The following is a 13,011-nucleotide window of genomic DNA, read 5'->3' as shown; positions in this document are numbered from 1 at the left end:
ATCAGGAGAAATAATTTAGCAAGGTAGTAATCACCGTTCGTTGATCGACGGGCGCAAGGTTATAAAACAGCGGCAGACGCAGCAAACGTTCGCTCTCTTTTGTGGTGTAGACATCGTCCCCGATAAACTCGCCGAATTTATCGCCCGCCGGACAATCATGCAGCGGAATGTAATGGAATACCGCCATGATTTCCGCCTCTTTCAGGAAATTAATCAGCGCGCTGCGATCGGCGATATCCCGCAGTTTGATGTAAAACATATGGGCATTATGCCCGCAGTTTTCCGGAATAGAAGGCAGCTCGATACGCCCGGCGCGCGCCAGCGGCGTTAACGCATCGTAGTAAGTCTGCCACAGCGACAGACGCTGTTGATTGATACGATCGGCGGCCTCCAGTTGCGCCCACAGATAGGCAGCCTGCAGATCGGACATCAAATAACTGGAGCCGATATCCCGCCAGGTGTATTTGTCCACCTGACCACGGAAGAACTGGCTACGGTTGGTGCCTTTTTCGCGGATGATCTCCGCGCGTTCAATTAGCGTACGATCGTTGATCAGCGTCGCGCCGCCTTCGCCGCCAGCGGTGTAATTTTTGGTTTCATGGAAGCTAAAACAGCCGATGTGACCGATCGTCCCTAACGCGCGCCCTTTGTACGTGGACATCACACCCTGGGCGGCATCCTCGACAACGAACAGATTATACTTATCCGCCAGCGCCATGATGACGTCCATTTCACAAGCGACGCCAGCGTAGTGTACCGGCACGATAGCACGGGTTTTATCAGTAATCGCCGCCTCAATCAGCGTTTCGTCAATATTCATCGTATCCGGACGAATATCGACAAATACAATTTTCGCGCCGCGCAGGACAAAAGCGTTAGCGGTGGAGACAAACGTAAAGCTCGGCATGATCACTTCATCGCCGGGCTGAATATCCAACAACAGAGCCGCCATCTCCAGCGATGCGGTACAGGAAGGCGTCAGCAACACCTTCACGCTGCCGAAATGTTGCTCCAGCCACTGCTGGCAACGACGCGTAAAGCCGCCGTCGCCGCACAGTTTGCCGCTGCTCATTGCAGACTGCATGTATTCGAGTTCGGTTCCCACCACCGGCGGCGCATTAAAAGGAATCATGTTGTCACCTGTATAACCAGTACGCAGTGCTTTCGATGTTGGCACCGCTTTGTATGTAACGTTTAAGCGCGGCGGTGTTGCCCAACTGGGTCGCCACCCGCAATGTTGCTTTGCCGCGACTCTGCGCCCAACAGATCGCCGCCTGCATAAGTTCCGCTCCCGCGCCGCGTCCGGCCAACAGACCGATGCGCGCGTCGGTATCATTCAATTCCCGCAGCGAGACGTAACCGCGGATAGCGCCTGTTTCCGTGCGAAGCACCAGGCATTGGTGATCAAACGTGCCGCGTACCGCATTCTCAATCCACTGGGCGTAAAAACGAGCGCTGGCGTCGGGCGCATACCACGGCGCGCGAAAACGACTCTGCGTAAACGCCTCTCCGGCCAACTGACGCAAAGCAGGAATGTCTTTAAGGTGTGCAATTTCCGCGCCATGCTGGTCGCGATGCCCTTTTACCGGCAACGCAAAATCCACCTCGCCTTCAACCAAAGAGAATCCCAGCGATTGCAACGCCGACAGCCAGGCGATGTTTTCAGCCGGCACTTTTACCTGCACGCGTTGCCACGCCTGCAGCGCTTCTGGCGTTAATTCGGGCGCTGAGGCATCGATACGCACAATGCCGCTATTCACGCCAAAAAACGTATTTTCCCAGAGTAACGGTTCAATACTGGCGCGGACGGGCACGGAGCAACTCCAGTAAATATTGGCCATAGCCGGTTTTTTCAAGCTGACTGGCGGCGCGTTTCAAACCATCATCATCCAGCCAGCCGTTGCGCCAGGCAATCTCCTCCAGACAGGCAATTTTGAAGCCCTGGCGCTTTGATACGCCGCGCGTAATGGAATGCAACCGGGTACCGGAACCTCCCGCCAGAATGATGCCTTTCATTCGTTTCTCCTCCAGGAGTAAGAACCTGTCGTTTAGCGTTTCAGTCCTAAGCGTTCGCCCTGATAACTGCCATCCTGCACGGGTTTCCACCAGGCCTCATTGGCGAGATACCACTGAACGGTTTTTCGCATCCCACTTTCGAAGGTTTCCTGCGGCGTCCAGCCCAGCTCGCGGGCGATTTTCGACGCGTCGATGGCATAGCGTAAGTCATGGCCGGGTCGATCGTCGACGAAGGTAATCAGATCGTGATAATTCGCCACACCCTGCGGTTTTTGCGGGGCCAGTTCCTCCAACAGAGCGCAGATCGTCCTGACCACATCCAGATTTTTACGTTCGTTATGACCGCCGATATTATACGTTTCGCCCACCGCACCGTTCGTCACCACGTGATACAACGCACGGGCATGATCCTCTACATACAGCCAGTCGCGAATTTGCTGACCGTTGCCATAGACCGGCAATGGTTTACCCGCCAGCGCGTTCAGAATCATCAGCGGGATCAGTTTTTCCGGGAAATGGTAGGGCCCGTAGTTATTAGAGCAGTTGGTGACAAGCGTAGGCAGACCGTAGGTACGTAACCAGGCGCGTACCAGATGGTCGCTGCTGGCTTTGGAGGCGGAATAAGGACTGCTTGGCGCATATGGCGTGGTTTCGGTGAAGAAATCGTCTGCAGTATGCAGATCGCCATACACTTCATCGGTGGAGATATGGTGGAAGCGGAACGCCGCTTTAGCGTCCGCGTCAAGCGCGGACCAGTAAGCGCGAGCGGCTTCCAGCAAGGTGTAAGTACCAACTATATTCGTTTCAATAAACGCCGCCGGGCCGTCGATGGAACGGTCTACATGGCTTTCCGCCGCCAGGTGCATCACGCTATTGGGCTGATACTGCTGGAAGACTCGCTCCAGTGATGCCCGATCGCAGATATCCACCTTCTCAAAGGCGAAACGGTCGCTTTGCGTCACCGATGCCAGAGACATCAGGTTGCCCGCATAGGTGAGTTTATCCACCACCACCACCGCGTCTGCCGTTTCATGGATGATATGCCGCACCACCGCAGATCCGATAAAGCCTGCGCCGCCGGTCACCAGAATGCGTTTCATCAGCGCCAGACCCCTTTGGTATCAACCACATAACGTTGATGAACCGCATCGCCGGGAATCGCTTTAAATTCGTCGTGATCGACCAGCATCACCAGCACATCGGCGGCGGCCAGCGCCGCGTCCAGTTTCGCCAGCGTGCAAAGTCCGTCCAATTTTTTCGGCAACTGACGGATATTCGGTTCGACGACCAGGGTTTCGCCGCTGTGCCAGCGGGCGATACTTTGCGCGATCCCCATCGCCGGGCTTTCGCGCAGATCGTCGATATTCGGCTTAAAGGCCAGCCCAAAACAGGCGATTTTCACTTCGCTGGCGCGTTTATCGGTGGCCGCCAGGTAATCTGCGACCGCGGCTTTTACCTGATCGACCACCCAGTGCGGTTTGCCGTCATTCACTTCACGCGCGGTGCGAATCAGTCTCGCCTGCTGCGGATTTTGCGCCACAATAAACCACGGATCGACCGCAATGCAGTGCCCGCCAACGCCTGGGCCCGGCTGCAAAATATTGACGCGCGGATGGCGGTTCGCCAGACGGATCAATTCCCAGACGTTAATCCCCTGTTCGGCGCAAATCAGCGACAATTCATTCGCAAAGGCGATATTCACATCACGGAAGCTATTTTCCGTCAGCTTGCACATCTCTGCGGTGCGCGAGTTGGTGACAACGCATTCGCCCTCAAGGAAAATTTTGTACAGCGCGCTGGCGCGAGCCGAACATACTGGCGTCATACCGCCAATCACGCGGTCATTTTTAATGAGTTCCACCATCACCTGACCCGGCAGCACACGCTCCGGACAATAGGCGATATTCACGTCGGCCTGCTCGCCCGCCTGCTGGGGAAAGGTCAGATCCGGGCGCATCCCGGCCAGCCAGCCAGCCATTTGCTCCGTTGCGCCGACCGGCGATGTTGATTCCAGAATCACCAGTGCCCCTTTTTTTAATACCGGCGCAATGGATTTTGCCGCGGCTTCCACATAGGCCATGTCAGGGTCGTGCTCGCCTTTGAATGGCGTCGGCACGGCAATCAGGTACGCATCGGCCTCGACAGGTGTCGTCGTCGCACGCAGAAAGCCACCCTCCACCGCCATCTTCACCACATTGCCCAACGCCGGCTCCACGATGTGAATTTCACCGCGATTTATGGTGTCTATCGCATGTTGGTTGATATCCACGCCGATAACCTGCTTCTGGCGGGAAGCAAAAGCGGCCGCAGTCGGTAATCCGATATACCCCAGCCCAATAACAGAAATGGTCGTAAAACTCATAACGATACCCGATAACTTTTTAACGCCTGTAAAATGCGCGCGCATGATTGCCCGTCACCATAAGGATTATGGGCGCGGCTCATGGTTTGATATTCATTTTCGTCGTGCAGCAGACGCATAACTTCCGCCACAATGCGCCGGGAGTCCGTGCCGATCAGTCTTACCGTACCAGCGGTAATGGCTTCCGGACGCTCTGTGGTTTCACGCATGACCAATACCGGCTTACCTAATGACGGCGCTTCTTCCTGAATACCGCCGGAATCGGTCAGAATGAGCCAGGCGTGATTCATCAGCCAGACAAAAGGTAAGTAGTCCTGCGGCTCAATCAGTACCACGTTTTCAACATGGCCGAGGATACGGTTGACAGGTTCGCTGACGTTGGGATTGAGATGCACCGGATAGACAATTTGCACATTCTGGTTCGCGGCGGCGATTTCCGCCAGCGCCTGGCAGATATGCTCAAAGCCCTGACCAAAGCTTTCACGCCGATGACCGGTCACCAAAATCATCTTCTTATTCGCGTTGAGGAAAGGATACTGCTCGGCCAGTTCAGCCTGTAATGTATCGCTCGTCAGAACGCGATCGCGTACCCAGATCAGCGCGTCGATAACGGTATTGCCAGTGACAAAAATGCGCTCATCCGGAATGTTCTCCCGCAACAGATTCTGCCGCGAGTTTTCCGTCGGCGCAAAGTGGTACATCGCCAGATGTCCGGTCAGCGTGCGGTTTGCCTCTTCCGGCCAGGGGGAATAGAGATCGCCGGTTCGCAACCCGGCTTCTACGTGCCCTACCGGAATTCGTTGATAGAAAGCCGCCAGGCTGGTAGCAATCGTAGTGGTGGTATCGCCATGAACCAGCACCACATCAGGTTTAAAATCTGCCAGGATCGGCTTTAATCCCTCCAGAATTCGGCAGGTAATTTCCGTCAACCCCTGTCCCGGCTGCATAATGTTGAGATCGTAATCAGGCACAATAGAAAAAAGAGTTAATACCTGATCAAGCATCTCCCGATGCTGCGCAGTAACGCATACTTTGGCCTCGAAATGAGGATCTTTTTCCAGCGCATGGACCAGAGGCGCCATCTTAATGGCCTCCGGTCGTGTACCAAATACAGTCAGTACTTTCACATCGATTCTCTTCGAATAGACAGTAGGGGCCCAGCCCCCTACTGCAGAGGTGTTGCTAAATCGTGCGGCGACGGGTTAAGGCAACGCCCGCACCGATTAGCGCCCCAACGATACCCCACATGATCATCAGGAAGGCTCGGCGTGGGCTATCACGTTTTACCGGTTCTTCCGGCGTACGCAAATAACGATAGGTCTGAAAACGAGGGTCCAGGGTCGGCCCCACATTAAGCGTATTCAACATTGCCCGATTTTGAAAGTAGTCCAAATCGAACGCAGGGCCAACCGCTTGCAGATTTTCAAGACGCGCCTGCAACATAGGGCGACCGAGTAAAAAAAGCTCTGAGTCCGGTAATTCATCCGCCGGGACATCCGTCGCGCTACGAGAAATATTATGTTGTTCCGCAATTTTGAGCGCCTGCTCAATACTGTTTACACGACGCGAATAGATCGCTTTCGCAACCTCCTCCTGCCGTTTGACCTGGGCTTTCATCTGCACGGTACGCGCAGCCCAGGCACCTTTTAATTCATCATTCAGATGGCTCGCCGCCCGCTGGCTGGCGAATGCGACATACTGACGCAGCAGATTATTGGCGTCCGGCGCAGTTTCAGCAATCAGCTTCACATTGTCGTTGATGGCGCGTGTAAAATCGCCGGGCGTAAACTGTATGTTATTGATCAGTTCATCAAGCATCGCCGCATCAGCTTTGCTATTCCCGACCATTCGCTGCTTGTAATAGTCCGTCTGTAACCAGAAATCGCGACGCGTATCCCAGGAGGCAAGTTGCATGATGAACTCTTTATACGCTTCATCCATCACTGAGGGTTTATCGGAAGAAGCAGGATCGGTCTTAATATCCAGGTTGCGCAGAAACTGCTGCTGGGAGTAATAACCGCCCAACATATTTACGGTTGGGCGATCGGTGATCGCCGTCGCACTCCACTCCTGACGAGCAAAAAAGGTATAGGCTAACGCGATAAGGGCAAATAGCAGGCCAATGCCGATAATCCAGAATTTGCCAGCCCATAAAGTACGAAACAACCCGCGAATATCCAGTTCATTTTCAGCGCTCACCGCGCGTGCCCCCGGTAATGGTTGTGTCATCGTATCCTCATTTACTTGGTTAAGTTTGGCCGGTTCTCACGTTGCCTGCGCAGGCGACGCTTCACACGCTTAATAAATCTCGCCACCTTCCAGGCCCGCTTAATGCAGTAGCCATAGAGGAAGAATGCTAGCAAAAAGAGCACCAACATAACCCATTCAGGAACAAAATGAGAGTATTCTGCCGTTACGCCTACTCCCGCCAGAATCGCCGCTGCGAGCGTAATAAGAACAAATGCCTGGCGGGAAGTAAACCCTGCTCGCATAACCAAATGATGAATATGTTGGCGATCAGGGGAAAAGGGGCTCATCCCTTTACGCAGACGGCGATACATAATCGCCACCATATCCATCAATGGAATAGCGATAATCCATAGCGCGGTAACCGGGCTGATAGAGTGAGTTTTCCCCTGCGTCGTTTCCAGTAAGAGCCAGATGACGGTAAAGCCAATCAGTGTACTACCGGCATCGCCCATAAAGACTTTGTAACGCCGCCCCAAAATACCGAGATTAAGCATAATGTAAGGCAGAATCGCGGCGATCATGGCAAAGCACCACATTGCCAGACTAGTCTGACCATCAAACCATAAAATCAGCCCCATCGCCGCAAATGAGACGCTGGATAACCCACCCAGCAGGCCGTCAATACCGTCCACCATATTGAAAGCGTTGATCGCCGCCCATACCGCAAACAGAGTAAGGAAATAGCCAAAGGGGCCAAGCACTAACTCCCAAGGCCCAAAGATGTAACCAAGGCTACCTAAGTGAAGTTTTGCGATAACCATCATTACAACCGCAATAACAGCCTGAACCACAGCACGAATTTTTACACTGATATCAAAACGGTCATCCATCGCACCAACAAAAACCAATACACCAGCGCAAATAAGATATAGCGATAAGTGCGGTATGTAGTAATCCGAGAGGCCAAACATAAAGCAGATTCCTGCAAACACAGAAATCCCGCCGACTAATGGGATAACGCCCTGATGTCGTTTACGAAAGTTTGGTTTATCCACTAAACCAATTTTTATGGCTACTTTTCGCGCAAGAAAAATAAAAATGGTCGTGAATAAAAAAATACTGATTAGCTCAGATAAAGCGGTGAGTAACTTCACAGTGTATGTGCTCTCAGCATATATCATTTCCTTAAAGTATAATGCGTTACGCCAGCTCCTAGAAGAGACCTGTTAGAACATTACACTTTTTACCGCAAACAATGTGTATTGTGCATGGTGTTACTCTGTAGCGCATATCCCGATGACCAGTTTATATGACATGACGCCAGGATGAATCGCAAAACAAAAACGCCACGTAAAAACGTGGCGTTTTCAGGTAAAGACCAGGTTATGAGCGCTTCATCATCTCGAAAAAGTCGTCATTAGTTTTGGTCATCGCCAGTTTGTTAATGAGGAATTCCATCGCGTCAATCTCACCCATCGGATGGATGATTTTACGCAGGATCCACATTTTCTGCAGCTCTTCCTGAGTGGTGAGCAGCTCTTCTTTACGGGTACCGGAACGGTTGTAGTCGATAGCCGGGAAGACACGTTTTTCAGCAATCTTACGCGAGAGATGCAGCTCCATGTTACCGGTGCCTTTAAACTCTTCGTAGATAACTTCGTCCATCTTGGAACCGGTATCGATCAGCGCCGTCGCGATGATAGTCAGGCTACCGCCCTCTTCCACGTTACGCGCCGCACCGAAGAAACGCTTCGGACGATGCAGGGCGTTAGCGTCCACACCACCGGTCAGTACTTTACCGGAAGCCGGCACCACGGTGTTGTAGGCACGCGCCAGACGGGTGATGGAGTCGAGCAGGATGATAACGTCTTTCTTGTGTTCAACCAGACGTTTCGCCTTCTCGATAACCATTTCGGCAACCTGAACGTGGCGGGATGCCGGTTCGTCAAAGGTAGACGCAACCACTTCGCCTTTCACCAGACGCTGCATCTCGGTTACTTCTTCCGGACGTTCGTCAATCAGCAGCACCATCAGCACGCAGTCTGGGTGGTTATACGCGATGCTCTGCGCGATGTTCTGCAGCAGCATGGTTTTACCCGCTTTCGGCGGCGCGACAATCAGACCGCGCTGGCCGCGACCGATCGGCGAAGCCAGATCCAAAACGCGCGCCGTTAAGTCTTCGGTAGAACCGTTACCACGCTCCATACGCAGACGAGAGTTTGCGTGCAGCGGGGTTAAGTTCTCAAAGAGGATTTTGTTACGGGCGTTTTCCGGTTTGTCGTAGTTAACTTCGTTAACTTTCAACAGCGCAAAATAGCGTTCACCTTCTTTCGGCGGGCGAATCTTACCAGAAATGGTATCACCAGTGCGGAGGTTGAAACGGCGGATTTGGCTGGGGGAAACGTAGATATCATCAGGACCGGCGAGGTAGGAGCTGTCTGCAGAACGGAGGAAACCAAATCCATCCTGCAATATCTCCAGCACACCGTCGCCAAAGATATCTTCGCCACTCTTTGCGTGCTGCTTCAGGATGGCAAAAATAATGTCCTGCTTGCGCATACGGGCCAGGTTTTCCAGCCCCATACTTTCGCCGAGAGTGATCAGCTCAGAAACCGGCGTATTCTTTAATTCGGTAAGATTCATAATGGTGTGAGTTCTTAAACTTGGGGTAAATCTCGAACTTAATGTTGTGAATGGTATGGCAGGGTCATCCATGCCTGTTTACGGCTATCAACTCATGTCTGTTCGCTGTCTGGTCACAGGAAAGTACGCAGAACTGAAACGACAAGACGGAATGAGCGAAGAGCCAGGAATCTTTCCACTTCTCGTGCGAGAAAAAACGGGAAGTGACGGATAAAACCAGATTCAAACTTAATAAGGTATGTTTAATTCGAAGTCAATACTAACTTAGCACGACTCAGACCGGGCGTCCAGAGATCCTGACAATTTAAGAATAACGTAAGGACAACAGACGCCACGAAACTGCCTGATACCTTAATCATTCGTCGAATGACAGACGCCTGACCATACAGCGCCTTTGTCATTCGACGTATAAAAGGTATTACGCCAGATTGGCGTCGAGAAACTCTTTCAACTGACCTTTAGACAGTGCGCCTACTTTGGTTGCCGCCACTTCGCCGTTTTTAAACAGCAGCAGAGTCGGAATACCGCGGATGCCATATTTAGGCGCAGTACCAGGGTTCTGGTCAATGTTCAGTTTGGCAACGGTCAATTTGCCCTGATATTCGTCAGCGATTTCATCCAGAATCGGAGCGATCATTTTACACGGCCCGCACCACTCTGCCCAGAAATCAACGAGGATAGCCCCGTCCGCTTTGAGTACATCCGTGTCAAAACTGTCGTCAGTCAGGTGAATAATTTTATCGCTCATATATAACTCCACAGGAATAAGCCTGGCGTGTTGGTGTAGCATTAACCAACGAGGTGCTGATGTTAACTTCGCCAACAAAGGTTGACTTTATTTCACCGGATACGCTTTCGTAAAGCAATAGTAAGCTGATATTCTACCACACTATGAGCAAAACACATTTAACAGAACAGAAGTTTTCCGACTTCGCCCTGCACCCACAGGTGGTTGAAGCCCTTGAAAAAAAAGGGTTTTATAATTGTACGCCCATTCAGGCACTGGCCCTTCCGCTAACGCTGGCGGGTCGTGACGTTGCAGGGCAGGCGCAAACCGGTACCGGGAAAACGATGGCGTTTCTGACGTCAACGTTTCATTATTTACTTTCTCATCCCGCGATCGACGATCGCAAGGTGAACCAGCCGCGCGCGCTGATCATGGCGCCGACGCGTGAATTAGCCGTACAAATTCACGCAGACGCGGAGCCGTTGGCGCAAGCGACAGGCTTAAAATTAGGCCTGGCTTACGGCGGCGATGGTTACGACAAGCAGCTTAAAGTGCTGGAAAGCGGCGTTGATATTCTTATTGGTACGACGGGCCGACTGATCGACTACGCCAAACAAAATCACATTAACCTCGGCGCCATTCAGGTCGTCGTACTCGATGAAGCCGATCGCATGTACGATTTGGGCTTTATTAAAGATATCCGCTGGCTGTTCCGTCGTATGCCGCCGGCTGCGCAGCGTCTGAACATGTTGTTCTCCGCCACCCTGTCTTATCGGGTTCGCGAACTGGCGTTTGAACAGATGAACAACGCCGAATATGTTGAAGTGGAACCGGAGCAAAAGACCGGCCACCGCATTAAAGAAGAGCTTTTCTATCCCTCTAATGAAGAGAAAATGCGTTTACTGCAAACGCTGATCGAAGAAGAGTGGCCGGATCGCGCCATTATTTTCGCCAACACCAAGCATCGTTGCGAAGATATCTGGGGACATCTGGCGGCAGATGGCCATCGTGTTGGTCTGCTGACCGGCGACGTCGCGCAGAAAAAGCGCCTGCGGATTCTGGATGAGTTCACCCGCGGCGATCTGGATATTCTTGTGGCGACCGATGTCGCGGCGCGCGGGTTGCATATCCCCGCCGTAACGCACGTCTTTAACTACGATCTGCCAGACGATTGTGAAGACTATGTTCACCGTATCGGTCGTACCGGTCGCGCTGGCGCCAGCGGGCATTCCATCAGCCTGGCTTGCGAAGAGTATGCGCTGAATCTGCCCGCCATTGAGAGCTATATCGGCCACTCGATTCCGGTCAGCAAATACAATCCGGAAGCGCTCATGAACGATCTACCCAAGCCGTTGCGCCTGACGCGTTCGCGTCCTGGCAATGGTCCGCGTCGTGCTGGCGCTCCGCGTAATCGTCGTCGTTCAGGTTAAGAAAAGTTATGCCATACACAAAATCATTTAGCCTGTATCAAGGCGGCAAGAAAACAAATCCCGATGAGCGTACTTTAGTAAATGATTCAGGGGAGTGTACGCAGCCAACACGGATACAGGTTGAAGGATGAAGTGTATGAATTCCACCTCGTTGTATGCCGCCATTGATCTCGGTTCCAATAGTTTTCATATGCTGGTCGTGCGCGAGGCGGCGGGAAGCATCCAGACGCTGACCCGAATAAAACGCAAGGTGCGTCTGGCCGCGGGTCTGAACAACGACAACCACCTTTCAGCCGAAGCGATGGAACGCGGCTGGCAATGCCTGCGTCTGTTTGCTGAACGTTTGCAGGATATCCCGCAGCCGCAAATCCGCGTGGTTGCCACCGCAACATTGCGTCTCGCCGTCAATGCGGGTGAATTTATCGCGAAAGCGCAGACTATCCTTGGTTGTCCGGTGCAGGTTATCAGCGGCGAAGAAGAGGCGCGGCTGATTTATCAGGGGGTCGCTCATACCACCGGCGGCGCAGATCAGCGACTGGTGGTGGATATCGGCGGCGCCAGCACTGAACTGGTTACCGGCACTGGCGCGCAAACCACGTCGCTATTTAGCCTGTCGATGGGCTGCGTAACGTGGCTTGAACGCTATTTTAGCGATCGTAATCTGGCGCAAGAAAACTTTGATGATGCGGAGAAGGCCGCGCGCGATGTACTGCGTCCGGTCGCCGATGAACTGCGTTTTCATGGCTGGAAGGTCTGCGTGGGTGCCTCCGGCACCGTACAGGCATTGCAGGAAATCATGATGGCGCAGGGGATGGACGAGCGCATTACGCTCGCCAAACTGCAGCAGCTAAAACAACGCGCGATACAGTGCGGGCGTCTGGAAGAGCTGGAAATCGAAGGCCTGACGCTGGAGCGCGCGCTGGTTTTCCCAAGCGGGCTGGCTATTCTGATCGCGATATTTACCGAGCTGAACATCCAGAGCATGACGCTGGCAGGCGGCGCGTTACGCGAAGGGCTGGTGTATGGGATGTTGCATCTGGCGGTAGATCAGGATATCCGCAGCCGCACGCTGCGAAACATTCAGCGTCGGTTTATCGTCGATACCGATCAGGCAAATCGCGTGGCGAAGCTGGCAGATAACTTCCTCAAACAGGTAGAAAATACCTGGCATATTGAGCCTATTAGTCGTGAACTGTTGCTGAGCGCTTGCCAATTGCATGAGATCGGTCTGAGCGTTGATTTTAAACAGGCGCCCTATCATGCCGCCTATTTAGTACGCCATTTGGATCTGCCTGGCTATACGCCCGCGCAGAAAAAATTGCTCGCCACCCTCTTACTGAATCAGACCAATCCGGTCGATCTCTCTTCGCTTCATCAGCAAAACGCGGTACCGCCCCGTGTTGCGGAACAGCTATGCCGTTTGCTGCGCCTGGCGATTCTTTTTGCTGGTCGCCGTCGTGACGATCTGGTACCAGAAATTACGCTACAGGCGCTAAATGAAAATCTGACGTTAACCTTGCCTGGCGACTGGCTGGCACATCACCCGCTGGGTAAAGAGTTGATTGATCAGGAAAGCCAGTGGCAAAGCTATGTACACTGGCCGCTGGACGTTCGCTAACCGTAGTCTGATTGCCGGATGACGC

Annotated in this window: 13 protein-coding genes; 2 read left to right on the top strand and 11 right to left on the bottom strand. The window is 52.9% G+C overall.

What is annotated here, in order from left to right; translation table 11 throughout:
* Position 1 precedes the first annotated feature (1 nt).
* The 11 genes from rffA to trxA form a co-directional block, all read right to left on the bottom strand.
* Positions 2-1,132, bottom strand: a complete 1,131-nt coding sequence (rffA, locus tag J4728_RS21405) for a dTDP-4-amino-4,6-dideoxygalactose transaminase (RefSeq protein ID WP_001749238.1) — start codon at positions 1,130-1,132, stop codon at positions 2-4.
* 4 nt (positions 1,133-1,136) lie between these two features.
* On the bottom strand, positions 1,137-1,814 hold the full coding sequence (gene rffC, locus J4728_RS21400) for a dTDP-4-amino-4,6-dideoxy-D-galactose acyltransferase (RefSeq protein WP_001145154.1): 678 nt from the start codon (positions 1,812-1,814) through the stop codon (positions 1,137-1,139).
* Positions 1,792-2,106 (bottom strand): sugar phosphate nucleotidyltransferase, encoded by a 315-nt coding sequence (locus J4728_RS21395; protein WP_225321145.1) that lies wholly within the window; start codon positions 2,104-2,106, stop codon positions 1,792-1,794. Before J4728_RS21395 ends, rffC begins: the two co-directional genes overlap by 23 nt.
* Entirely contained in the window at positions 2,049-3,116 is a 1,068-nt protein-coding gene (rffG, locus tag J4728_RS21390) for a dTDP-glucose 4,6-dehydratase (RefSeq protein WP_000822154.1), read from the bottom strand. The genes J4728_RS21395 and rffG overlap by 58 nt, the downstream gene beginning before the upstream one ends.
* A complete protein-coding gene (gene wecC / locus J4728_RS21385) occupies positions 3,116-4,378 on the bottom strand; it encodes a UDP-N-acetyl-D-mannosamine dehydrogenase (protein ID WP_000011225.1) in 1,263 nt (420 codons plus the stop codon). Before wecC ends, rffG begins: the two co-directional genes overlap by 1 nt.
* Entirely contained in the window at positions 4,375-5,505 is a 1,131-nt protein-coding gene (gene wecB, locus J4728_RS21380; RefSeq protein WP_000866685.1) for a non-hydrolyzing UDP-N-acetylglucosamine 2-epimerase, read from the bottom strand. The genes wecC and wecB overlap by 4 nt, the downstream gene beginning before the upstream one ends.
* A gap of 55 nt (positions 5,506-5,560) precedes the next feature.
* Positions 5,561-6,607: an ECA polysaccharide chain length modulation protein gene (wzzE, locus tag J4728_RS21375; RefSeq protein ID WP_000193413.1), complete on the bottom strand. Its 1,047-nt coding sequence runs from the start codon at positions 6,605-6,607 to the stop codon at positions 5,561-5,563.
* Between the two features lie 11 nt (positions 6,608-6,618).
* On the bottom strand, positions 6,619-7,722 hold the full coding sequence (gene wecA, locus J4728_RS21370; RefSeq protein ID WP_000771937.1) for a UDP-N-acetylglucosamine--undecaprenyl-phosphate N-acetylglucosaminephosphotransferase: 1,104 nt from the start codon (positions 7,720-7,722) through the stop codon (positions 6,619-6,621).
* Positions 7,723-7,951: 229 nt separating this feature from the next.
* Entirely contained in the window at positions 7,952-9,211 is a 1,260-nt protein-coding gene (gene rho, locus J4728_RS21365) for a transcription termination factor Rho (RefSeq protein WP_001054532.1), read from the bottom strand.
* Between the two features lie 87 nt (positions 9,212-9,298).
* Positions 9,299-9,382: a rho operon leader peptide gene (locus tag J4728_RS21360; RefSeq protein ID WP_134820045.1), complete on the bottom strand. Its 84-nt coding sequence runs from the start codon at positions 9,380-9,382 to the stop codon at positions 9,299-9,301.
* A gap of 247 nt (positions 9,383-9,629) precedes the next feature.
* A complete protein-coding gene (trxA, locus tag J4728_RS21355; RefSeq protein WP_001280776.1) occupies positions 9,630-9,959 on the bottom strand; it encodes a thioredoxin TrxA in 330 nt (109 codons plus the stop codon).
* A gap of 143 nt (positions 9,960-10,102) precedes the next feature.
* Between trxA and rhlB the strand changes: the two genes are divergently transcribed.
* Both rhlB and gppA read left to right on the top strand, forming a co-directional pair.
* Positions 10,103-11,368, top strand: coding sequence for an ATP-dependent RNA helicase RhlB (gene rhlB / locus J4728_RS21350; protein WP_000047525.1), 1,266 nt, complete (start codon positions 10,103-10,105; stop codon positions 11,366-11,368).
* Between the two features lie 136 nt (positions 11,369-11,504).
* Positions 11,505-12,986 (top strand): guanosine-5'-triphosphate,3'-diphosphate diphosphatase, encoded by a 1,482-nt coding sequence (gene gppA, locus J4728_RS21345; protein WP_208212369.1) that lies wholly within the window; start codon positions 11,505-11,507, stop codon positions 12,984-12,986.
* Positions 12,987-13,011: the final 25 nt, after the last annotated feature.

Origin of the sequence: Salmonella sp. 32070601201500089SM (assembly GCF_017573605.1) — a bacterium.
In the GTDB taxonomy this organism is placed as follows: Bacteria; Pseudomonadota; Gammaproteobacteria; order Enterobacterales; family Enterobacteriaceae; genus Salmonella; species Salmonella enterica.
This window is presented reverse-complemented; position numbering and strand designations above follow the sequence as displayed.